Source organism: Hylemonella sp. P2_B10, assembly GCF_056404875.1.
The window spans coordinates 165,301-187,967 of sequence record NZ_JBFUDE010000007.1 but is presented as its reverse complement, the minus strand read 5'-3'; the positions used below and the strand labels follow the sequence as shown (position 1 = coordinate 187,967).

The window sequence follows — 22,667 nt, the reverse complement described above, 5'->3', positions numbered from 1 at the left end:
CGCGCTATTTGCCCAGCCACTGGTCCACGTCCAGCTGCAGCTTGGCAAACACCTCGGTGCCCCGGCTTTCCAGGGGTGCCACCCCGTTGTTGCCGCGGCTGGCACCCAGGTAGAAGATGGTGCCGGCATTGCGCCGCCAGGTGTAGGTCAGGCTTTGCGTGCGGTCGCGGTCGCTGAACGCCGTGATGCCCAGCGCCGGTTCGGTCAAGCGGTCGGCGCCATTGCGCTGCAGGATCAGCCGCAGCGTCTGTTGCGGCGCCAGGTGCCAGATGGTCAGCAATTGCGCTGCGGTTTCCCGGTAAGCCTGGCCACCACCGGGAGCCTGCAGCTGGGCCAGCGAGTAGTTGGGCAGCAACTCCAGCGTGCGCCAGGGCCGCAGGTTGGCCAACAGTGTCAGCTTTGTGCCGGGGCGCACCTGGTTGGCGGTGACGTCCATCAGTTGGCCGTGGTCCAGGTCCATCTGCACCTTGGACGCCCACGCGCCCAGGTTGCGCGTCATGGACCAATGCCAGTAGTGTTCCTGGTGCAACGCAGTGTTGGCGGCCACGCGCTGGCGTGACAGGCCACGGTACTCCAGCGTGAATTCGGTGTTCTGGCTGGTGCTGAAGTAGAAGCCCGGCGTCACTGAGCTGGAGATGGTGTGCCCGGTGGCGCGGTCCTGGATGTTCTCGGAGTTCAGGTTCAGCCAGATCTCGTTGAACGGCCCGGTGTTGCGCCACACGCGGTGCGCATCCAGCGCCAGCCGGCGCACGCCGGTTTGCGTCACAAAGCCGTTGTCGTTGCGAAAGCCCAGGCTGCGGTTTTCCACCACGGCGCCCGCCTCATACGGCTCTGAGCGCCAGAAGGCGCTCATGAACAGCTGCGTGCCGTCTTGCGCTGGCGCGTTCACCAGCTGGCCGGTGGCGTCGGGCCGTGCCGTGGTGTGCGAGGCCAACAGCTGCGCGCGCAGCCGCAGGTTGGGCGTGGCCTGCCAGCTGATGTCCGGGCCGGCCACGGCATTCTGGCCCAGGTTGCCGTCATAGCTGCGCAGCGACGCGATGCCACCCCAGCTCAGGTCGCTGCTGTCCAGGCGGAAGCGGGCCACTGCGCTGTCAGAAGCCGGTTGCCAGGCGGTGCCGGTGCCGTAGGGGCCAGGCAGCAGCACCAAGCCGCCGCCCAGGTCATGGATGGCAAAGCTGGTGGCGGCCAGGCTGTCGTCGCGCCAGCTGGCGCGCACGCCCCAGCGCGGCTGCGACACACTGCGCGTGTACAGCGCGTCGGTGGGCGAGCGCAGCAGGTCGCTGCTTTCCAGGAAGAAGGGTCGTTTCTCCTGCAAATACAGTGCGAAGCGGGTGTTGCGCGACAGTTGCGGCACGTCCAGCTCCACCTGGCTGAAGTCGGGCTTCAGCGTCGCGTCCACCACCAGTTCGGGGCGCGGCCGCCATTTGATGTCCAGCCCCACGTTGAGGCTGTTGTCGGCCGTCATGGGTTGGCCGGGCTGCTGATCGGTGCTGCGGCGCAGCGTGAAGTTGGGTCGCAATTGCAGGAAGCTGTCGTTACTGGGTGCCGGCGCGCCGTCCAGCGGCTGCAAGGCATCGATGAAACTGGCGGCGTCGCGACCCAGCGGCACGGACATCAGCAGATACGGTTGCTCGCGCGGCACCCGCCGCACCACCATCATGCGCCAGCCCGCGGCGGGATTGACGCCGGTGGTTTTGCTGTAACGCAGCGATGAATAGGGGATGCGCAACACCGCCGTGTAGCCTTGGGCAGTGCGCTGCACGGCGGCGTCGTAGTCGAAGTCGGGCGAGTTGTCCTCGTTGTCGTCCTCCGCCGTGTTGACGCCGTCCAGCGTGCTGCCAGCGGCGGTGACGCCGAACCACTGCGCCATCTTCTTGCGGCCCATGGTGTCCAGGTAGACCATAACGAAATCGTGCGTGCGGTCCACCTGGTCGTGGCGCACCGGCAGCGCCTGTATCAGCTCGGGGTGCGGGTCCAGCGCGGTCACGCCCACGTACAGCGCGTGCTCACCCACCAGCACCTGCACCCGGGTTTCAAATTGCGGCGTGGCGCCCAGCGTGGGGTTGCGCTCGATGAAGCTGTTGTACACCGGCGCGCGCTGCCAGGCCGGGTGGCTGAGGCTGCCATCCAGCGCAATGGATTCACCCGGCGCCAGGCGGGCGCTGGGCATGGACAGCAGTGGCGGCAGTTGCTGGCCAGCTGTGGGCGGTTGTGCCAGGGCATGGGCGGCCAACAGCAGTGTGGCCACCCCGATGGGCAGGAGTTTGCGAAGCATGGCCGGCACGATAGCGGCGCACCTGGGCCAGGGTCAATTGCCCAGGCCGGGTGCTGCGACGGAACGCAGATTGTGGGGTGCCAGCGGCAGGGCGGTGGTGCGCCATCTGTTGTTTTCAGGGGTCATGCCACGCGCCGGTTCTTGCCGGTCTTGGTGCCCGTTCCTTAGAATCCGCCACAGACAGATATCAAAAAAGCAGGGAGGTCAGGCATGGTCAAGCCTAGTGTTGCCGCACGCGTGGTGTGCGCGCTGATGGTCGTGTTCGCCAGTCTGGCGCACGCGCAGTCGTCAAAAAATCTGGCGCCGGGGTTCACGCAGCGCGCCACCAATTCCAAGCTCGTCATTGTCCCGGTGGATCTGGAGCTGTTCTCCATCAGCGGGGGTGGTGTGCAGGAACCGCGCGCCGACTGGACCGAGGCGGCGGGCAAGCACTTTCGCCAGGCGCTGCACGCGCGCAAGGACCAACTGGGTGCCAACCTGCAGGAACTGGACGACAAGGATCTGGACGATCTGGCCGAAATCAACGCGCTGCACGGCGCGGTGGCACAGTCGGTGTTCTTCCACCACATGCTGGGCGCCGTCAAGCTGCCGACCAAGAACGACACACTGGACTGGTCCATGGGCGATGCCGTCAAGCCGCTGAAGGACAAGACCGGCGCCGACTATGCGCTGTTCATCTGGGTTCGCGACAGCTATGCCAGCGCGGAGCGCAAGATGGCGATGGTCGCCATGGCGATCCTGCGCGTCGGCGTGGCGGGTGGGGTCCAGGTCGGGTATGCGTCGCTGGTGGACCTGAACACCGGGCGCGTGGTCTGGTTCAACACGCTGCGCCGCGCCAGCGGCGACCTGCGCGACGCGCCGTCGGCGCGCGAGACGGTGGGCACGTTGCTGACCGGCTTCCCCGCCGAGAAGTGATGCCCGCCACGGCCCTGAGCCGCCGCGCCGCGCTGCGCTGGGGCTGCCGGCATTGCCTGGGCTTCGCGGGCCTGGCCGGCGCCATGCCGGCGTTGGCCCAAACGATGGCGCCACCCACCGCAACCGACAGCCCTGCCGGGGCGTCGTCGCTGACCGGCGCGCGCTTCGCCCGTCCCAGCCTGGAATCCGACGAGGGCGGGCTGTGGGCGCTGATGGACCGCGAGGAGACCCGTTTGCGGCGCAGTCCATTCGTGGTGCGCGACAAGGCCTTGACCGCCTATGTGCAGGACCTGAGCTGCCGGCTGTCCGGCGACCATTGCTCGGACATCCGGGTCTACGTGGTGCGCACGCCACTGTTCAACGCCAACATGGCGCCCAACGGCATGATGCAGGTGTGGAGCGGCCTGTTGCTGCGGGCCGAAAACGAGGCCCAGCTGGCGGCGGTGCTGGGGCACGAGATCGGGCACTACCTGGAACGGCATTCGCTGGAGCGCCTGCGCGATGCCAAGAGCCGACTGGCCTTCGCGCAGTTCTTGGGCGTGTTTGGCGCGGTGGGGGCCTTGGGCCAGCTGGGCGTGCTGGCGGGGTCGTTCTCATTTTCCCGCGAGCACGAGAGCCGGGCCGACCAGTTGGGCATGAAGCTGATGCAGCAGGCCGGCTACGACGGCCGGCAGGCGGCTCAGGTCTGGGACAACCTGCTGGGTGAACTGAAGATCACCGGCGGCGAGGACGCCGGCCGCCGCAGCCCGATGATGGCCACCCACCCGCCGACCGAAACGCGGCGCGACGACCTGCTGAGGCTGGCGGGCGACCGCCCCGGCGTTACCCAGGCGCAGCCGTACCGACAAGCCATCGCGGCGCACCGGCTGGCCTGGCTGCAGGACGAGATCAAGCGCGGCCAGTACGAGGAAAGCCTGGTGCTGCTGGAACGCCTGCTGAAGGCTGACGGAAGTGACGCCGAGCTTCTGTTCGCGCGCGGCGAGGTGTACCGCTTGCGCGCCGGCAGCGGTGATGCGCAGAAGTCGCTGGCCGACCTGGTGGAAGCCACGCGGCAGGCCACGCCGCCGGCTCAGGCCTACCGCTCGCTGGGCCTGGTCTACCGCCAGCAGGCCGACTCGGCAAGGGCGGCCCAGGCGTTCGAAAAATACCTGGCGGTGGCGCCTGACGCGGCCGACGCCGGCATCATCAAAAACTACATTTCGGAGGTGAAGCTGTGAAAAAGATCCTGGTGTTGCTGTGGGTAGCCCTGCTGGCGGGTTGCGCGGCCAAGATGGTCAAGGTGGAGGGCGACCAGCTGGTCAACAACCGCATGACGGTGCGGGTCAGTGAGGCCTGGAACAAGGTCGTCATCCCCAATGACCCGCAGCCTTATGAAACCTGGACGCAGGAAGGCCTGACGCTGGACCACCTGCGTCTGTGGGCGGCGGTGCCGTCGGGTCAGAGCCTGATCGCCCTGCCCCCCGGCGCCACGGCGGAGCAGAAGAAGCGCCGTCTGCCCACGTTCGAGGCCGGCATGCAGGCCGACCAGCTGGTCAACCTGTTCGAGGTCATGTACGCGAACGACGGCTCCATCGTCACCATCAGCAAGGTCGAGCCCACCGTGTTCGCCGGTGAAAAAGGGGTGCGCTTCGAATTCACGCTGACGCGCAAGAGCGACGGCGTGCACCTCAACGGCATGGGTTGGATGGCCGTGCGCAAGGGTGAGTTGTTTGCCGCCTCCTTCGTGGCGCCGCGGCTGGCGTTCTTTCAGCGCCTGGCGCCCAAGGCAGAGAGCGTGGTGAACACCGCCGCGATACGCAGCTAGCGCTGCCACCAGGACAGCCAGCTGCTGGAGGGGATGGCTCCCCTCCCCCTCGTCGTCAGATTTCCTCGTACAGCGGCAGCGTCAGGAATTCTTCGAACGCTTCCTGCGTGCTCATGGTGGTGAAGATGTCGGCCGCGCGGTCGAACTTGCCCTCGAAGCCGCCGGCCTTGATCTTGGCCAGCTCTTCGGGCACCAGCGCGCGCACCATGTCGGCGGTGACCTTGCGACCGTCGTCCAGCACGCCCTTGGGTGAACGAATCCACTGCCACACCTGGCTGCGCGAGATTTCGGCGGTGGCGGCGTCTTCCATCAGGTTGTGGATGGGCACGCAGCCGTTGCCGGCCAACCAGGCGCCCAGGTAGTGGATGCCGACGTTGATGTTCATGCGCAGGCCGGCTTCGGTGATGGGGGTCTCGGGCTGGAAGTTCAGCAGGTCGGCCGCCACCACGTTGACTTCAGGCTTTTGTTTTTCAAACTGGTTGGGCTTGTCACCCAGCACGGCGACGAACTCCTTCATCGACGCTTCCACCAGGCCCGGGTGCGCCACCCAGCCGCCGTCGTAGCCATCGGTGGCGTCACGGCGCTTGTCGCCGATGATGCCGGCCATGGCGATCTCGTTCTTCGCAGGGTCGTTCTTGATCGGGATCAGCGCGCTCATGCCGCCAATGGCTGGCGCGCCGCGCTTGTGGCAGGTCTTCAGCAACAGCAGCGCGTACGAACGCATGAAGGGCGCGGTCATCGTCACCTTGGCGCGGTCGGCCAGGCAGAAGTTTTTGTCCAGCTTGAATTTCTTGATGCAGCTGAAGATGTAGTCCCAGCGGCCGGCATTCAGGCCGGCGCTGTGCTCGCGCAGCTCGTACAAAATTTCTTCCATCTCGAACGCCGCCAGGATGGTCTCGATCAGCACCGTGGCCTTGATGGTGCCCTGCGGCAGGCCCAACTCGTTTTGCGTCATCACGAACACATCGTTCCACAGCCGCGCTTCCAGGTGGCTTTCCATCTTGGGCAGGTAGAAGAACGGGCCGGCGCCACGCGCGATCTGCTCCTTGGCGTTGTGGAACATGAACAGCGCGAAGTCGAAAATGCCGCCATGCACCCGCTGGCCGTCCACCAGCACGTGCTTTTCGTCCAGGTGCCAGCCGCGCGGGCGCACCTGCAGCGTGGCGATTTTGTCGTTCAGCTTGTAGCTCTTGCCCTTGCTCTCATGCGTCAGCGTGCGACGGATCGCCTGGCCCAGGTTGATCTGGCCCTGGATCTGGTTGGCCCACACCGGCGAGTTGCTGTCCTCGAAGTCGGTCATGTAGCTGTCGGCGCCGGAGTTGAAGGCGTTGATCACCATCTTGGCTTCCACCGGGCCGGTGATTTCCACACGACGGCAGTACAGGGCTGGCGGTATCGGGGCAATCTTCCAGTCGCCCTCGCGGATGGCCTTGGTGGACGGCAGGAAGTCCAGCTTTTCACCGGCATCGATGCGCTTGGCGCGGGCCACGCGCTCGGCCAGCAGCTGCTGGCGGCGCGGTTCGAAGGCGCGGTGCAGCTTGGCCACCAATTCCAGTGCGGGCAATGTCAGTATGGATTCGAAGCCGGGCAATATCGGTGCATTGATCTGCATGCCGGCGGGCAGGGGATGGGACATGGTGTGCTCCTGAATCAAAAATAGACTAAACGAATTCGGTGGGCCGGATCAGACCAGCGTAGACAAGCTGTCGCGCAGCGTGTTGCCCATGCGCCTGGCCAGATGCCCATGAAGAGACTGTATTTCATCCTTGATAGTTTATTAAGAGGCAAAAAATTCATTGATTAGTGACAAAATAGTACCTAATCGAACGGCCACCCACAGGTTCAGACATGAGCACCCTCAGCCACGACCCCGCTGCCGCCACCCTGCCCGCCGTGCCGCCCACGGCGCTGCCGCTGTCAGGTATCCGCGTGGTGGAGTTCAGCCACATGGTGATGGGGCCGACCTGCGGCATGGTGTTGGCCGACCTGGGGGCCGAGGTCATCAAGGTGGAGCCGTTGCGCGGCGACAGCACGCGTGAGCTGCTGGGTGCGGGTGCGGGCTTTTTCGTCATGTTCAACCGCAACAAGAAAAGCATTGCGCTGGACCTGCACTCGCCCGCCGGCAAGGAGGTGGCGCTGAAGCTGATCATGACGGCCGACGTGGTGAATGAGAACTTCAAGCCCGAAACCATGCACAAGTTGGGCTTCGACTACGCCACGTTGAGCCGCCTGCACGAGCGGCTGATCTATGTCAGCCATAAGGGCTTCCTGCCCGGCCCCTACGACCACCGCACCGCGCTGGACGAGGTGGTGCAGATGATGGGCGGCCTGGCCTACATGACCGGCCGCCCCGGTGACCCGCTGCGCGCAGGCACCAGCGTCAACGACATCATGGGCGGCATGTTCGGCGCCATCGGCGTGCTGGCGGCGCTGATGCAGCGCGCGCAGACCGGCAAGGGGCAGCAGGTGCAATCCGCGCTGTTCGAGAACAACGTGTTCCTGGTGGCCCAGCACATGATGCAGTACGCCGTCACCGGCCAGCCAGCCAATCCCATGCCGGCGCGCATCTCCCCCTGGGGCATCTACGATGTGTTCACCGTGGCCCAGGGCGACCAGGTGTTCCTGGCCGTGGTCACCGACACGCAGTGGCGCATCTTCTGCGAGGGCTTTGGTTTCGAGGACCTGAAGCTGGATGCCCGCCTGGCCAGCAACAACGACCGCGTGCGCGCCCGCGACTGGCTGCTGCCCGACCTGCGCCAGCGCTTGGCGCACAGGAGCGGCGCGAGCTTGAGCGCGCTGTTCGAGCAACTGGGTCTGCCGTTCGCGCCCATCACCAAGCCCCATGAGCTGATGGACGACCCGCACCTGAACGCCACCGGCGGCCTGGCGCCCATGACCCTGCCCGACGGCCGCACCACCAAGGTGCCGCTGTTCCCCTTCACACTGGACGGCCACCGCCCCGGGCTGCGGCTGGACCCGCCGCGCCTGGGCGAACACAGCGAGGTGCTGTTGCAGGCGCTGGGTTACACGGTGCCGCAGATCGCGCAGCTGCACGCCGACGGCGTGGTGGCCTGAAAAATTGACCCTCACCTAGGCGCGGCATGGTGGACAAGCTCAAGCAACTGGAGTCCTTCGTGGCCGTGGCCACGCGCGGCAGCCTGACGGCGGCGGCCCAGGCCGAGGGCGTGGCGCCGGCCATCATGGGCCGGCGGCTGGATGCGCTGGAGGAGCGCCTGGGCGTCAAGCTGCTGCTGCGCACCACCCGGCGCATCTCGCTGACGCACGAGGGCAGCGCCTTTCTGGAGGATTGCCAGCGCCTGTTGGCCGATCTGGGCAATGCCGAGGCCAGCGTGTCGGCCGGCGGCGTCAAGGCCAGCGGGCATTTGCGCATCACCGCGCCGGCTGGCTTCGGCCGTCGCCACGTGGCGCCGCTGGTGCCGCGCTTTCGCCAGCAGCATGGAGATGTCACGCTGTCGCTGAACCTGAGCGACCGTGTGGTGGACATTGGCGCCGAGGCGTTTGACTGCGCGGTGCGGGTTGGCGACATGCCAGACTCGTCGCTGGTCAGCGTGCGCCTGGCCGACAACCGGCGCCTGTGCGTGGCCGCGCCCAGCTATTTGCAGCGCCACGGCGCACCCAAGCACCCGCAGGACCTGTCCCGCTTCGATTGCCTGACGCTGTCCAGCGACGCCTCCCAAACGCGGGGCTGGGCCTTCCAGGTTCCGCAAGAGGGCGCAAGCGGGGGTCGTGAGCTGATCCACATGAAGCCCGCCGGCCCGCTGGATTGCTCCGACGGCCAGGTGTTGCACGGCTGGTGCCTGGCCGGCTGGGGCATTGCCTGGCGCAGCACCTGGGAGGTGCAGGCCGAGGTGGCGGCCGGCAGCCTGGTGCCGCTGCTGGAGGAGTTTGCCGCTCCGCCCAATGGCATCTATGCGGTGTTTCCGCAGCGCAAACACCTGCCACTGCGCTTGCGCTTGTGGATAGACTTCCTGAAGCACCATTACAGCCAGCCGGATTTCTGGCATGCCCCGGTGCACAATGCGTGAGCACTGCCCCTGACATGAAACAACTGGTTCTTTGCGCCGACGACTACGCGATGAACGAAGCCGCGTCGCGCGCCATCGTTGAATTGGGCCGCGTCGGTCGTCTGAGCGCCACCAGCGTGATGGTGCTGTCGCCGCGCTGGGGCATGGACGTGGCGCTGTTGCGCGAGCTGCGCGGCCGGATGGACGTGGGCCTGCACCTGGACTGGACCAGCGACTTCGCCCGCGCCGCCGGTCACGGTCGGCCTTTGGGCGCGATGATGCGCCAGGCGCTGTTGGGCGGCGTGGACGCGCGCCAAGCCCGCACGGTGATCGAGCGCCAGCTGGACGCTTTTGAGGCGCAATGGAAGGCGCCGCCCGACCACATTGACGGCCACCAGCATGTGCAGCAGTTTGCCGGCATACGCCAGGCGCTGGTGGCGGCACTGGCCAAGCGCTATCCCGGCAAGAAGCCCTATGTGCGCGTGTCGCGCATCGTTGACAAGCAGGCCGGTTTCAAGAGCCGGGTCATCACCGCCATGGGGGCCTCGGCGCTGCAGCGGCTGGCGGCCCAGGCCGGCATCCCGGTGCTGGAGCCGCTGACCGGCGTGTACGATTTTTCCACCCGCGGCGGGGTGTATGCCCAGCACATGGCGCAGTGGCTGCACGCCTTGCCGCAGCGCGCGTTGATGATGTGCCACCCTGCCACCCACCTGGAGCAGGACGATGAGATCGGCGTCGCCCGGGTGTGGGAATTCGATTACCTCAGCAGCGGCGACTTTCCCGCCCAGCTGGAAGAGGCCGCTGTCCGCCTGGTGCGTGGCGCTGCCGCCTAAAATCCGCCGGTGACTGACAAGCAAGTTTCTGTAAATGCCCTGCCGCCGGGCGGGCAGCGCACATCGTGGCTGCTGATGGCCGGCCTATGGCTGCTGCTGCTGGTGCTGGCCTCATTGCGCCCGCTGGCGGTGCCCGATGAGGGCCGCTACGGCGAGATCGGCCGCTGGATGCTGCAAAGCGGCGACTGGCTGACGCCACGGCTCAACGGCATCCCCTTCTTCCACAAACCGCCGCTGGTGCATTGGCTGCAGGTGCTGTCGCTGGGTGCTTTCGGTGTGAACGAGGTGGCGCTGCGCCTGGTGCCGGCACTGCACGCCGGGCTGATGATGGTGGCGTTGTACCTGGCGGCGCGTCGGCTGTGCGGTGAGCACATCGCGCGGCTGGCCGCGCTGATGCTGGGCAGCAGCCTGGCCTTTTTGATTGGCGGCCAGTATGTCAACCACGACATGGTGGTGGCCACCTGGATAGGCGTGGCCATCTGGTGTTTCGGCTTTTCCTTCTTGGCGGGCGACAAGCCAGACGCCGCCCTGGCGCGCTGGGGCTTCGTGGCCTGTGCGTTGGGCATGTTGAGCAAGGGCATGATCGGTTTTGCGTTGCCGGGCTTGGCGCTGTTCGTCTGGCTGATCTGGAGCCGCCAGTTCAAGAAAGTGCTGTACCTGCCCTGGTTCAGCGGCCTGGGCTTGTTTGTGCTGATCGCCGCGCCGTGGTTCGTGGTCGAGCAACTGGCCTTTCCGCAGTTCCTGGACTACATGTTTGTCAACCAGCAGGTCAGCCGCTTCACGGCCAAGGTGTTCAACAACGCCCAGCCCTGGTGGTTCTATGTCGTGGTGCTGGCCGGCCTGCTGTTTCCCTGGGCTTTCTTTGCGCTGCGCCAGGTGCGGCGCGGCCTGCCTCGGCCGGGTGAAGATGTGTTGCCACACGCCGCCTGGACGCTGTGCTGGTCCTGGTTGCTGGCCATCCTGGTGTTTTTCTCGGTGCCCAACTCCAAGTTGGTGGGCTACATCCTGCCGGTTGTGCCGCCCTTGGCGCTGCTGGGTGCTTTGGGTTGGCGCCAGGTGGTGGGCCGGCGCTGGCCGCGTGCTGCTGGGCCGGCGTTCGCCGCGTTGTGCCTGCTGAACATGGGTACCGCGCTGACCATAGACCTGTCCGTGGCGCATGTAGCTGAGGACCGGCGCTCCGAAGACGTGGCCCGTCTGCTGGCCTGTGAGGCCAGCCCCGCCGATACCATTTATGTGGCTGGCAGCGACTACCCGTATGAGCTGCCGTTCTACATCCAGGCCGCCAAGCCGCTGGTGGTGGTGCAGGATTGGGCGCGCCAGCGCAAGGAGGCTGGCGACGATTGGCGGCGAGAGTTGTTCGACGGTGCGGATTTCGATGCCGGCGCCGCCCAGGTGTTGCAGCTGCCCGAGGTGCTGGTGCAGGCCGCCACCCAGCCTGGCAACTGGCTGCTGGTGCGTCACGTGGGTCAGACTGAGCAGCCGCCCGCCGGCTGGGCACTGATGCAAAAGGGCACCGGCTTCAACCTGTACAAGTCGGGTGGTTCAGCGCTTAAAAGCCCAGAAGCGGCTCAGCACAAAGGTCTGGCCGGCTGCAAACACCAGCGCAACAAATAGGGCCAGCAGCGGTGGCAAGCCCGCAGCCCGCAGCAGCAGGCTGAACACCAGCTCGTTGCTGATGAAACCGGCCACGGCGGTCACCAGAAACCGGCCGAAGCTCTCCTTCACGCCGGTGCTGGTGTCGCGAAAACTCAAGAAACGGTGGCCGGCAAAGCTGACGAAAAAAGCGACGCAAAAGCCCACCGCATTGGCCAGCTCGGGCACCATCACGCGGTGTGCCAGCTCGAACACGCCCATGTGCACCAGCGCGGCGCTGCCACCCACCACCAGGAACCAGAGACCGGAAGACTTCATTCGTAAAGGGGCGCTGCCGGCGGCTCAGAGCAGCGAGGCATCCTGCTCGTGGGCCCAGGCGCTTTCCACCGGCTGCGGCGCCGGCAGGCCCTGGCCATTGCGCCGGCTGATCAGGTAAGGCGGCCGGCGCTTCACTTCCTCATAGATGCGGCCCACGTACTCGGCCAGTATGCCGATGGACAGCAGTTGTATGCCGCTGAAGAACATCATGCCCACCACGATGGTGGGGTAACCCGGCGGCGTGCTGCCGGTGATGAAGTATTCGCCCACCACCCAGGTGCCGTAGCCTAGCGCGCCCACTGACAGCAACAGACCCAGGAAGGTCAGCATGCGCAGCGGCGCGGTGGAAAACGCCACGATGCCGGTGATGGCCAGCGACATCGCGCCACGAAAGCCGAAGCTGGTGACGCCATCCGCACGCGCCAACGGCTCGTAGTCCATGGCCGTGCTGTTGAAGCCCACCCAGGCATACAAGCCCTTCATGAAGCGGTTGCGCTCAGGCAGGGACTTGAGGGCTTCCACCACCTGGCGGTCCATCAGCCGGAAGTCACCGGCGTGCGGCGGAATCTGCACCCGGTTGCCCCAGTTGACCAGGTTGTAGAACATGCCGGTCAGGCTGGCCTGCAGGCGCGACTGGTCGTCGCGCGTGCTGCGCACCGCGTAGACGACGTCAAAGCCCTCACGCCATTTGGCCAGCATGTCGGCCAGCAGGCTGCTGGGGTGCTGGCCGTCGGCATCCATCATCACCACCACCTCGCCCCGGGTGGCGTCTATGCCGGCGGTCAGCGCCGCCTCCTTGCCGAAGTTGCGCGACAGCTTCAGGTACACCAGTTGCGGGTGACCGGCGCACAGCGTCTGCATCACCGCCGTGGTGTCGTCGCGGCTGCCATCGTCCACCACGATCAGCTCGACCTGGTCGGTCAGCGCGCGCAATGCGGCCAGTGTTTCCGGCACCACGCGGGCGAGGTTGCGCGCCTCGTTGTAGGCGGGCATCACGCAGGAAATGCTGGGGCTGGCTTCGGAACGCGGCGTCATGGCTCGCATCATGCCAAAAGAAAACCCCGCTCACCGGTGGGGGCGGGGTTTTTTTGTGCCGGCCACATGCCGGCGCTGGCTGGCTTACTTCTTGGCGCCAGATGCGGCGGCTGCAGGCTTGGCATCGGCAGGCTTTGCAGCGGCGGCCGGCTTGGCGGCGGCCGCCTCATCGGCCGTGCACTTCTTGATGTGGCTCTTCTTGGCGGCGCCGGCCAGCTTCTTGTCGGCGGCGGATTTCTCGCAGGCCGGGCTGGCGGTGGCCGCGGCGCCACCGGCGTCGGCGACGCACTTCTTCTCAAAGCTCTTCTTGGCTGCGCCAGCCAGCTTTTTCTCGGCCGACTTGGCGGCGCAGTCGGCAGCCGGATCGGCATGCGCGACACCAAAGGACAGGCAGGCGCCCAGGGCGATCAGCGAGAGCAGCTTCTTCATGATGTTTCCTTTTGAAACAGTGGTTTTAGGGACTGGCGACTGGATTCCAGCATATAACGCCGCTGCTGGCAATTGTGACGACATCGTGGCCCGTAAAATCAGGACTATGTTGTCTGTCAAGAACGAATTGCTCGCCGCCCTGGGCCAAGAGCTTGAAAAGCTGTCGCCCGGTGCCGGCGCCAAAGCGGCCTTCGAATCGCCCAAGATGGCCGAGCATGGCGACCTCGCCAGCACGGCCGCCATGCAGTTGGCCAAGCCGCTCAAACTCAATCCCCGCCAATTGGCCGAGACGCTGCGTGCCGCGCTGCTGGCCAACGCCGCCTTTGCCCGCTGGGTGGACAGCGTGGAGATCGCCGGCCCGGGCTTCATCAACTTCCGGCTGAAAGCCCAGGCCAAGCAGCAGATCGTGGCCGAGGTGCTGGCGCAGGGCGAGCGCTTTGGCTGGCAGGCTGCCAACGGTCACAAGCTGTTGGTGGAGTTCGTCTCCGCCAACCCCACCGGCCCGCTGCACCTGGGCCACGCGCGCCAGGCCGCGTTGGGCGACGCCATCTGCACGTTGTATGAAACCCAGGGCTGGGACGTGTACCGCGAGTTCTATTACAACGATGCCGGCGTGCAGATCGCCACGCTGGCCCAGTGCACGCAGCTGCGCGCCAAGGGCGTCAAGCCGGGCGACCCGCTGTGGCCCGAGTCGGCCTACAACGGTGAGTACATCGCCGACATTGCCATCGACTACCTGGCCAAGAAAACCGTCAAGGCCGACGACCGCGAGGTCACCGCCAAGGGCGATGTGGACGACCTGGACGCCATACGCGAGTTCGCCGTCGCCTACCTGCGCCACGAGCAGGACCTGGACCTGCAGGCCTTCGAGGTGCGCTTTGACAACTACTACCTGGAGTCCAGCCTGTACTCCAGCGGCCGGGTCGACAAGGCGGTGGCGGCCATGCAGGCCGGCGGCCACACCTTTGAGAAGGACGGCGCGCTGTGGTTGCGCACCACCGACTTTGGCGACGACAAGGACCGGGTGATGCGCAAGGGCGACGGCACCTACACCTATTTCGTGCCCGATGTGGCCTACCACATCGCCAAGTGGGAGCGCGGCTTCGAGAAGGTGGTCAACATCCAGGGCACCGACCACCACGGCACCATCGCGCGCGTGCGCGCCGGCCTGCAATCGGCCAATGTGGGCATCCCCAAGGGCTACCCCGACTACGTGCTGCACAGCATGGTGCGGGTGATGCGCGGCGGCAGCGAGGTGAAGATCTCCAAGCGCGCCGGCAGCTATGTGACGCTGCGCGACCTGATCGACTGGACCAGCAAGGACGCGGTGCGCTTTTTCGTGCTCAGCCGCAAGGCCGATACCGAATACAGCTTCGACGTCGACCTGGCGCTGGCCAAGAACAACGAGAACCCGGTGTACTACGTGCAGTACGCCCACGCCCGCATCTGCTCGGTGCTGACGACCTGGGGCGGCGACGCGGCCACGCTGGCCAAGGTGGACCTGTCGCCATTGCAGAGCCCGCAGGCGCTGGCACTGATGCTGCTGCTGGCCAAGTACCCCGAGATGCTGAAGGCTGCCGCCGAGGGCTTCGCGCCGCACGACGTCACCTTCTACCTGCGCGAACTGGCCGCCAGCTACCACAGCTACTACGATGCCGAGCGCATCCTGGTGGACGAGGAGCCGGTCAAGCTGGCCCGGCTGGCCCTGGTGGCCGCCACCGCCCGGGTGTTGCACAATGGCCTGGCGGTGCTGGGTGTCAGCGCCCCGCAGAAAATGTAAGAAAGCTTATGGCGACACGTCAAGACGACAACAAGGGGCCGCGCATGAAGCCGCAGCCGCAACGCGGCAACACGCTGCTGGGCTTCATCATCGGTGTGGTGGTGGGGCTGGCGGCGGCCCTGGCCGTGGCGGTCTACGTCACCAAGGTGCCGGTGCCCTTCATGAGCAAGGGCCAGTCCCGCACCCCGGACCAGGATGCCGCCGAGGCCAAGAAGAACAAGGACTGGGACCCCAACGCCCCGCTGTACGGCAAGCAGGCCGCCAAGGCGGCGCAGGCGGCTTCCGGTGCCATCACGCCCGCGCCGGCTGCTTCGGCGGTGGTGCCGGCCGTTGCCCCGGCCAAGCAACCGGTCGCTCCCGCGGTGGCCGTGGCCGCCTCCAAGGCCGTGGTGGCTGCGGTGGCCGACCCGCTGGGCGAACTGGCCAAGGCCAAGATGGGTGCCGCCGCCGATCCCTTCACCTATTACGTGCAGGTCGGCGCCTTCCGCACCGCCGAGGACGCCGAAGCGCAGCGTGCCAAGCTGGCGCTGGCCGGCGTGGAGGCCAAGGTGTCCGAGCGCGAGCAGTCCGGGCGCACGGTGTATCGCGTGCGCGTGGGACCGTTTGAGCACAAGGAAGATGGCGAGAAATCCAAGGAAAGGCTGGAGGCCTCGGGGTTGGAAACCGCGCTGATACGCGTGGCCCGCTGAAGGCCGGCCCACGGTGTTGAACTTTTTGACGCAGCGCTTGCTCTGACCGGTTCCCTTGCTGGAGATGGGTACATGAATCGACGTGAGTTTTCCGCGCTGGCCGTTGGGGCCGGCGTTGCCATGCTGTGCTGGCCTGCCGCGAATGCGCTGGCCCAGGTGCAAGCCCAATCCGGCACCGATTACCTGACGCTGGACAAGCCGGTGGCGGTGGAAGTGCCGGCCGGGAGAATCGAGGTGGTCGAGTTCTTCTGGTACGGCTGCCCGCACTGCAATGCTTTCGAGCCCAGTTTCGACGCCTGGGCACGCCGTGTGCCCAAGGATGTGGTGGTGCGCCGTATCCCGGCCGCCTTCCGCGACGAATGGGTGCCGCACCAGCGGCTGTTCTTCGCGTTGGAGGCGCTGGGCCAGCTCGACCGCCTGCACGCCAAGGTCTTTCACGCCATTCATGCCGAGCGCGTGGTGCTGGAACGCGAAGGCGCCATCGCCGACTGGGTGGCCAAGCAGGGCGTGGACCGCGCCAAGTTCATCGCGCAATACAACGCGCCGGCCACCGATGCCAAGGCGTTGCGCGTGCGTCAGCTGCAGGACGCCTTCAAGGTGGAGGGCGTGCCGGCCATTGGCGTTGCCGGGCGCTTCTATGTGGACGCCGACTATTCCAAGACCATGCCGCGCATGCTGCAGGTGGCCGATTTCCTGGTGGCGCAGGTGCGCGCCGGCCGCTGAGCGCGCGCGACGTCCTCCCCACATTTCAACCGATTTCATGGCATTGACGGAGCACACACAGATGATCAAGCGTAGGGATTTCTCGGCCCTGTCCATGGGCGCACTGGCCACGGCTGGCCTGGGATTGACCAGCAACCCAGTGCTGGCCCAGCCGCGCGAGGGCGCGCAGTTCAAGAAGCTGGACCAGCGCCAGCCCACCGACACCCCCGGCAAGATCGAGGTGGTCGAGTTCTTCCGCTACAGCTGCCCGCACTGCGCCTCGTTCGAGCCTATCCTGGCGCCCTGGGTGGCCAAGCTGCCCAAGGACGTGGCGTTCAAGCGCGTGCCAGTGTCTTTCGCTGACGAGGCTGGCCTGCTGCAGCGTTTTTACTACGCGCTGGAGGCTATGGGTCTGCTGGAGAAGCTGCACACCAAGGTGTTCCTGGCCTACCACAGCGAGCGCGTGCCCATGACCACACCGGACCAGATCGCCGACTGGGTGGCCAAGCAGGGCGTGGACCGCGCCAAGTTCATGGACCAGTACAAGTCCTTCAGCGCCTCCACCAAGGCCAGCCGGGCGGCGCAGCTGCAAAACAGCTTCCGGCTGGAAGGGGTGCCCACCATGGCCTTCGGCGGGCGCTACATCACCGACGGCGGCATGGCCGGCGGCATGCCGCAAGTGCTGGCCGTGGGCGATTACCTGATTGGCGAGTTGCGCGCCGGTCGGCTGTAGGACTGCTGCAAAAAGCGCGCGCAAGCGCTGCGCCGCGCTGCGGGCGTGGCATAGAATGCTTTGCAAATTGCACCGTTGTGGAGAACTACATGTCCGCCGAGAAATTTCGCCTGGTCACCCGCAGTGATTTTGATGGGCTGGTCTGTGCCGTCTTGCTCAATGAGCTGGAGCTCATAGACGACATCAAGTTCGTCCACCCCAAGGACATGCAGGACGGCAAGGTAGAGATTTCCGACCGCGACATCACCACCAACCTGCCCTATGTGCCGGGCGTGCACCTGGCCTTCGACCACCACCTGTCGGAGACCATGCGCAACACCGGCGACCGGCCCAACCACATCATCCTGCCCGACATGCCGTCGGCGGCGCGCGTGGTGTTCGAGCACTACGGCGGCACGGCGCGTTTTCCGGCGGCCTGGGCCGACATGATGGCGGCGGTGGACAAGGCCGATTCGGCGCAGTTCACCCGCGAAGAAATCCTCAACCCCACCGACTGGGTGCTGCTGAACTACCTGATGGACTCGCGCACCGGCCTGGGCCGTTTCCGCGAGTTCCGCGTCAGCAACTACCAGTTGATGATGGATCTGATCAAGTACTGCAAGGACCACAGCATTGCGCAGATCCTGGCCCTGCCCGATGTGGTGGAGCGCGTGGAACTGTACAACGAGCATGCGGCCAAGGCCAAGGAGCAGATTGCACGCTGCACCTCGGTGATTGCCAACTTGGCGGTGCTGGACCTGCGCGACGAGGAGGTCATCTTCGCGGTGAATCGCTTCATGATCTACGCGATGTACCCGCAGACCAACATCTCCATCCACGTGATGTGGGGCATGCAAAAGCAAAACACCGTGTTTGCCACCGGCAAGTCCATCATCAACCGCAGCTCCAAGACCAACATCGGCCGGCTGATGCTCTACTACGGTGGTGGCGGCCATGAAAACGCCGGCACCTGCCAGGTGGACAACAACAAGGCCACCACGGTGCTGCAGGAATTGATCACCCAGATCAACAACGACGGCTGAGCCGGGCGTGGCCAAAGGGGGGATGTTTCCCCTTCTGTTGGCAAAAAAATCCCCTATTTGCAGCGGCACGGACCGCAGGAACGCGTCACGCGCTTACAATGTGATGCAAGATTCATGCCGCCTATGACGCCACATCCCATCACCCCTCTGCTCGCCCTGCTGTTGGCAGGATTTTGTTGCACTGCACAAGCAGAAAAAGCCGACCGCAGCAAACCGATGAACATCGAGGCGGACACGGGTGTGGCGGACGATCTGAAGCAGACCACGGTGTTCAACGGCAATGTGGTGCTGAGCAAGGGCACGCTGCTAATACGCGGCGCCCAGCTGACCTACCGCGAGGACGCGCAGGGCTACCAATACGGCACCGTCATCGCCGAGCCGGGCAAGCTGGCCTTCTTCCGGCAAAAGCGCGATGGGGTGGACGAGTTCATCGAGGGCGAGGCCGAGACCATCATTTACGACGGCCGCGCTGACACGGTCAAGTTCGTCACCAAGGCCATCATGCGTCGCCTCAAGGGGGCCCAGTTGAACGACGAGATGACCGGCGCCGTGATCCTGTTGGACAACGTCAAGGACAGTTTCAACATCGACGGCACCACGGTGAAGAACGGCGTCCCGCAGCCCGGTGGCCGCGTGCGTGTGATGATGACGCCCAAGGGCGAAGCCGCCAGCGGGCAGGCGCCCGGTTCGCCAGCCACGCCGGCAGCCCCCACCCTGCCGGCCGCTTCCGGCGTCCGGCTGCGGCCGAGCCCCTCGCTGAGCGGGGACAAGCAGTGACGGTGGCTTCTCCTGTGCCCGCAACGGGCGGCACTGTGGATGCGGGCGCCGCTGGCAGCCGCCTTGAAGCCCGCAACCTGAAGAAGTTTTACGGCAGCCGCGAGGTGGTGAAGGACGTGTCGCTGGCCGTGGGCAAGGGCGAGGTCGTCGGCCTGCTGGGCCCCAACGGTGCCGGCAAGACCACCTCGTTCTACATGATCGTGGGGTTGCTGCGTGCCACCTCGGGCGACATCCGCATCGACGGCCAGTCGGTGGAGCACATGCCCATACACCGGCGTTCGCGCATGGGCCTGAGCTACCTGCCGCAAGAGGCCTCTATCTTCCGCAAGCTCAATGTGGAAGACAACGTGCGCGCGGTGCTGGAGCTGCAGCGCGACGAGGCCGGCGAGCCATTGAAGAAGCCCGAGATCGAGCACCGCTTGACCAGCCTGCTGCAGGAACTGCGGGTGGAGCACCTGCGCGATTCGCCGGCGCTGGCGCTGTCCGGCGGCGAGCGCCGCCGCGTGGAGATCGCCCGTGCGCTGGCCACGCAGCCGCGTTTCATCTTGCTGGACGAGCCGTTTGCCGGCATCGACCCGATCGCCGTCATCGAGATCCAGCGCATCATCAGCTTCCTCAAGGGGCGCGGCATTGGCGTGCTGATCACCGACCACAATGTGCGCGAGACGCTGGGCATCTGCGACCACGCCTACATCATCAGCGACGGCCATGTGCTGGCCCAGGGCACACCCTCCGAGATCGTGGACAACGCCGATGTCAGGCGTGTGTATCTGGGCGAACACTTCAAAATGTGATGAAACCCGGTCTCTCGCTCAAGATATCGCAGCACCTGGCGTTGACGCCACAGCTGCAGCAGTCCATCAGGCTGCTGCAGTTGTCGACGCTGGAGCTGAGCCAGGAAGTCGACCAGATGCTGGACGACAACCCCTTCCTGGAGCTGGCGCATGACGAGGCGCCGGGCAGCGACTTCGGCATCGCCCAGGTCGACACGCCCGTGCGTGAGGACGACCGCGACGCCGAGTTCGCCGCCAGCGGCGCCGCGACAGAGTACACCGACAGTTCCACCTCCACCACGACCAATGACGAAGCGACGCCGCTGACCGCCGACGACGGCCAGGATTGGGAGGGCGACGGCACGCTGGACATGTCGCCCGACGACGGCGAGTGGGGCGGCGACGCCAAGGCCCACGGCAACAACCTGAACGGCGACGAAGACGCCGATGCCGGTGAGCTGGCGCGCAGCCAGGAGTCGCTGCAAACACATTTGCACCGCCAGGCCTTGGCGCTGCGCCTGAGCGAGGCCGACAGTGCCGCGCTGCGCTTCCTGATCGAGTCGCTGAACGACGACGGCTACCTGGAAGACCCGCTGGAAGACCTGGCACGCGGCCTGGCCGGTGGCGACGAGGAACAGGTGGAAAACCTGGTGCACAGCTTCACCATGGCCTTGAGCCTGCTGCACAACCTGGAGCCGGCCGGCGTGGGCGCGCGCAGCCTGGCCGAGTGCCTGAGCCTGCAATTGCACGCCATGCAGCGCAACATTCGCCTGGACGTGCCCACCGCCATGGCGGTGGCGCTGGCCCTGCGCGTCTGCGAGCAACCCATCGACCTGCTGGCGCGCCGCGACGTCAAGCGCCTGGTGCAGCTGTGCGGTTGCAACGACGCCGCCGTGCGCGACGCCATCGCGCTGATCGCCCGCCTGGAGCCCAAGCCGGGCCGCCGCTTCATCGATGTGGAGCGCAACGTGGTGGTGCCCGATGTGTTGGTCACCAAGATCAGCAATGGCGCGCAGGCGCGCTTTCGCGTGCTGCTGAACCCCGACGTGATGCCCAAGCTGCGCGTGCACGACATCTATGCCAATGCCCTGAAGCAGCACAAGGGCGGCGGCCGGGAAGCCTCCAACTACGCCGCCTTGCAGCAGCGCCTGCAGGAGGCGCGCTGGTTCATCAAGAACATCCAGCAGCGCTTCGACACCATCCTGCGCGTCAGCACCGCCATCGTGGAACGGCAGAAGAACTTCTTCACCCATGGCGAACTGGCCATGCGCCCGCTGGTGTTGCGCGAGATCGCGGATGAGTTGGGGCTGCACGAATCCACCATCAGCCGCGTCACCACCGCCAAATACATGGCCACACCGTTCGGCACCTTCGAGCTGAAGTTCTTCTTCGGCTCGGCGCTGGGCACCGAATCGGGTGGCAATGCCTCCAGCACTGCGGTGCGCGCGCTGATCAAGCAATTTGTGGCGGCCGAAAGCCCGAAGAAGCCGCTGAGCGACAGCCAGCTGTCCGACATGCTGAAGGAGCAGGGCATCGAGTGCGCGCGCCGCACCGTGGCCAAGTACCGCGAAAGCCTGCGCATAGCGCCTACCAACTTGCGCAAGGCGCTGTAAGCGCCGCCAAGGGATCTCCCCGTGAACCAGTTGCAATTGTTTCTGCCTTGCGCCGCTGGCGTCGAGGACTACCTGCTGGCCGAGGCCGGCTTCATCACTGGCCTGCCCGCCGAGGCGCTGGACAAGCGGCGCGGCGGTGTGTCGCTGAACGCTTCCTGGCGTGACGCCCTGCTGTTGAATCTGCACAGCCGTCTTACCCAGCGCGTGCTGGTGCAGTTGTCCCACACGCCCTACCGCAACGAGAACGACCTCTACGAGGCCGCCAGCCAGGTGGCCTGGGAGATCTGGTTCACGCCCAAGCAAAGCATCAAGGTCGAGGTGACAGCCCAGCACAGCCCGCTGACCAGCCTGAATTTCGCCGCCTTGAAGATCAAGGACGCGGTGTGCGACCGCTTCCGCGCCAAGGCCGGCGGCGTGCGGCCCGACGTCAACACCACCTGGCCCGACGTGCGCATCTACGCGCACCTGACCACCGACACGCTGTCGCTGTACATCGACACCTCGGGCGAGCCGCTGTTCAAGCGCGGCTGGCGCGAAGACAAGGGTGAGGCGCCGTTGAAAGAGACGCTGGCCGCCGCCATGATTGCCGCCAGCGGCTGGGCCGACGGCGAGGGTGACCTCACGCCGTTGTACGACCCCTGCTGCGGCAGCGGCACTATCGCTATCGAGGCAGCGCAGATTGCCTGCCGCGTGGCGCCTGGCTCACGCCGGCGCTTCGCGTTCGAGAAGTACCTGCCGTTCCAGGCGCACGTGTGGGAGGCCATCCGGCAAGATGCCGCCGACGCCGAGGTGGTGCGCCCGCATGATGTGGAGCCCATCATCTTCGGCAGCGACGTGGCCCACCGCATGGTGGACTTTGCGCAGCGCAATGCCGAGCGCGCCGGCGTGGCCGATGTCATCGAGTTCCGTGGCGGCGACGCCTTGCAGCGCATGCCGCCGTGCGAGGCCCCAGCGCTGATGCTGCTGAACCCACCCTACGGCGAGCGCATCGAGGCCGGCGGGGTGGCAGGCGCGCGCGCCCGCGAAAGCGCCTACACCGAAGACGGCGGCGAGTTCTTCGGCCAGTTGGCCACGCACTGGAAAAAGAACTACAGCGGCTGGACCGCCTGGATGCTGACGCCGGACCTGAAGCTGCCCAGCAAGATGCGGCTGAAGGAATCGCGCCGCGTGCCGATGTGGAACGGGCCGATCGAATGCCGGCTGTTCAAGTTTGATCTCGTCAAGGGCTCGGCACGCGCTAAACCTGCCGCCGAAACCTGATCGCGGACCGAACCACGAGAGTGGTTTGCGGGATCAGGCCGCCACGGCACCCCGCTCCGCGGCTGTCCCGCGCGCACCAGCGGCGTCGGCA

General features: G+C 66.0%; 21 protein-coding genes. 16 read left to right on the top strand and 5 right to left on the bottom strand.

The features are described from left to right. Window positions 1–4: 4 nt before the first annotated feature. Complete coding sequence (locus AC1DX2_RS25290) at window positions 5–2,275, bottom strand: carbohydrate binding family 9 domain-containing protein (protein WP_477199201.1); 2,271 nt, start codon at window positions 2,273–2,275, stop codon at window positions 5–7. Between the two features lie 210 nt (window positions 2,276–2,485). Between AC1DX2_RS25290 and AC1DX2_RS25285 the strand changes: the two genes are divergently transcribed. From AC1DX2_RS25285 to AC1DX2_RS25275, 3 genes are read left to right on the top strand one after another with little or no spacing between them, the layout of a single operon-like run. Next, window positions 2,486–3,190, top strand: a complete 705-nt coding sequence (locus AC1DX2_RS25285) for a hypothetical protein (RefSeq protein WP_477199200.1) — start codon at window positions 2,486–2,488, stop codon at window positions 3,188–3,190. After that, window positions 3,190–4,407 (top strand): M48 family metalloprotease, encoded by a 1,218-nt coding sequence (locus tag AC1DX2_RS25280; protein WP_477199199.1) that lies wholly within the window; start codon window positions 3,190–3,192, stop codon window positions 4,405–4,407. Before AC1DX2_RS25285 ends, AC1DX2_RS25280 begins: the two co-directional genes overlap by 1 nt. Continuing rightward, complete coding sequence (locus AC1DX2_RS25275) at window positions 4,404–4,994, top strand: hypothetical protein (RefSeq protein ID WP_477199198.1); 591 nt, start codon at window positions 4,404–4,406, stop codon at window positions 4,992–4,994. The genes AC1DX2_RS25280 and AC1DX2_RS25275 overlap by 4 nt, the downstream gene beginning before the upstream one ends. A gap of 55 nt (window positions 4,995–5,049) precedes the next feature. On the opposite strand, the gene aceB is transcribed toward AC1DX2_RS25275, so the two are convergent. After that, window positions 5,050–6,630, bottom strand: coding sequence for a malate synthase A (aceB, locus tag AC1DX2_RS25270; RefSeq protein ID WP_477199197.1), 1,581 nt, complete (start codon window positions 6,628–6,630; stop codon window positions 5,050–5,052). A 212-nt stretch (window positions 6,631–6,842) separates the two neighbouring features. Here aceB and AC1DX2_RS25265 point away from each other — a divergent pair, with 212 nt between their 5' ends. Genes AC1DX2_RS25265 through AC1DX2_RS25250 form a run of 4 tightly spaced genes read left to right on the top strand, consistent with a single transcriptional unit; the run spans window position 6,843 to window position 11,466 of the window. Next, window positions 6,843–8,069, top strand: a complete 1,227-nt coding sequence (locus AC1DX2_RS25265) for a CaiB/BaiF CoA transferase family protein (RefSeq protein ID WP_477199196.1) — start codon at window positions 6,843–6,845, stop codon at window positions 8,067–8,069. A 29-nt stretch (window positions 8,070–8,098) separates the two neighbouring features. Beyond that, window positions 8,099–9,040 (top strand): LysR family transcriptional regulator, encoded by a 942-nt coding sequence (locus tag AC1DX2_RS25260; RefSeq protein ID WP_477199252.1) that lies wholly within the window; start codon window positions 8,099–8,101, stop codon window positions 9,038–9,040. A gap of 14 nt (window positions 9,041–9,054) precedes the next feature. Then, window positions 9,055–9,852: a ChbG/HpnK family deacetylase gene (locus AC1DX2_RS25255; RefSeq protein WP_477199195.1), complete on the top strand. Its 798-nt coding sequence runs from the start codon at window positions 9,055–9,057 to the stop codon at window positions 9,850–9,852. A 9-nt stretch (window positions 9,853–9,861) separates the two neighbouring features. Next, on the top strand, window positions 9,862–11,466 hold the full coding sequence (locus AC1DX2_RS25250) for an ArnT family glycosyltransferase (RefSeq protein ID WP_477199194.1): 1,605 nt from the start codon (window positions 9,862–9,864) through the stop codon (window positions 11,464–11,466). Here AC1DX2_RS25250 and AC1DX2_RS25245 read toward each other — a convergent pair. The 3 genes from AC1DX2_RS25245 to AC1DX2_RS25235 form a co-directional block, all read right to left on the bottom strand. Beyond that, window positions 11,395–11,763, bottom strand: coding sequence for a GtrA family protein (locus AC1DX2_RS25245; RefSeq protein ID WP_477199193.1), 369 nt, complete (start codon window positions 11,761–11,763; stop codon window positions 11,395–11,397). The two genes, AC1DX2_RS25250 and AC1DX2_RS25245, sit on opposite strands and share 72 nt — an antisense overlap. 24 nt (window positions 11,764–11,787) lie before the next feature. Then, complete coding sequence (locus AC1DX2_RS25240; protein WP_477199192.1) at window positions 11,788–12,798, bottom strand: glycosyltransferase family 2 protein; 1,011 nt, start codon at window positions 12,796–12,798, stop codon at window positions 11,788–11,790. 84 nt (window positions 12,799–12,882) lie between these two features. Next, window positions 12,883–13,227, bottom strand: a complete 345-nt coding sequence (locus AC1DX2_RS25235; RefSeq protein WP_477199191.1) for a hypothetical protein — start codon at window positions 13,225–13,227, stop codon at window positions 12,883–12,885. Window positions 13,228–13,333: 106 nt separating this feature from the next. Between AC1DX2_RS25235 and argS the strand changes: the two genes are divergently transcribed. The 9 genes from argS (at window position 13,334) to AC1DX2_RS25190 (ending at window position 22,576) form a co-directional block, all read left to right on the top strand. Further along, window positions 13,334–15,007 carry an arginine--tRNA ligase gene (argS, locus tag AC1DX2_RS25230; RefSeq protein WP_477199190.1) on the top strand — a complete coding sequence of 558 codons (1,674 nt, stop codon included), beginning with the start codon at window positions 13,334–13,336 and terminating at the stop codon, window positions 15,005–15,007. A gap of 8 nt (window positions 15,008–15,015) precedes the next feature. Further along, the gene (locus AC1DX2_RS25225) at window positions 15,016–15,696 is read left to right on the top strand and encodes an SPOR domain-containing protein (RefSeq protein ID WP_477199189.1); all 681 of its coding nucleotides are present in this window, start codon (window positions 15,016–15,018) and stop codon (window positions 15,694–15,696) included. 72 nt (window positions 15,697–15,768) lie between these two features. Then, on the top strand, window positions 15,769–16,419 hold the full coding sequence (locus tag AC1DX2_RS25220) for a thiol:disulfide interchange protein DsbA/DsbL (protein ID WP_477199188.1): 651 nt from the start codon (window positions 15,769–15,771) through the stop codon (window positions 16,417–16,419). A 61-nt stretch (window positions 16,420–16,480) separates the two neighbouring features. Next, a complete protein-coding gene (locus AC1DX2_RS25215) occupies window positions 16,481–17,131 on the top strand; it encodes a thiol:disulfide interchange protein DsbA/DsbL (protein ID WP_477199187.1) in 651 nt (216 codons plus the stop codon). Between the two features lie 89 nt (window positions 17,132–17,220). After that, window positions 17,221–18,153 carry an exopolyphosphatase gene (locus AC1DX2_RS25210; protein ID WP_477199186.1) on the top strand — a complete coding sequence of 311 codons (933 nt, stop codon included), beginning with the start codon at window positions 17,221–17,223 and terminating at the stop codon, window positions 18,151–18,153. A 216-nt stretch (window positions 18,154–18,369) separates the two neighbouring features. After that, the gene (gene lptA / locus AC1DX2_RS25205; protein WP_477199185.1) at window positions 18,370–18,930 is read left to right on the top strand and encodes a lipopolysaccharide transport periplasmic protein LptA; all 561 of its coding nucleotides are present in this window, start codon (window positions 18,370–18,372) and stop codon (window positions 18,928–18,930) included. A 2-nt stretch (window positions 18,931–18,932) separates the two neighbouring features. Further along, window positions 18,933–19,724, top strand: coding sequence for an LPS export ABC transporter ATP-binding protein (gene lptB / locus AC1DX2_RS25200; protein ID WP_477199251.1), 792 nt, complete (start codon window positions 18,933–18,935; stop codon window positions 19,722–19,724). After that, on the top strand, window positions 19,724–21,316 hold the full coding sequence (locus tag AC1DX2_RS25195) for an RNA polymerase factor sigma-54 (protein ID WP_477199184.1): 1,593 nt from the start codon (window positions 19,724–19,726) through the stop codon (window positions 21,314–21,316). The genes lptB and AC1DX2_RS25195 overlap by 1 nt, the downstream gene beginning before the upstream one ends. A gap of 21 nt (window positions 21,317–21,337) precedes the next feature. Then, on the top strand, window positions 21,338–22,576 hold the full coding sequence (locus AC1DX2_RS25190) for a THUMP domain-containing class I SAM-dependent RNA methyltransferase (RefSeq protein ID WP_477199183.1): 1,239 nt from the start codon (window positions 21,338–21,340) through the stop codon (window positions 22,574–22,576). Window positions 22,577–22,667 lie beyond the last annotated feature (91 nt).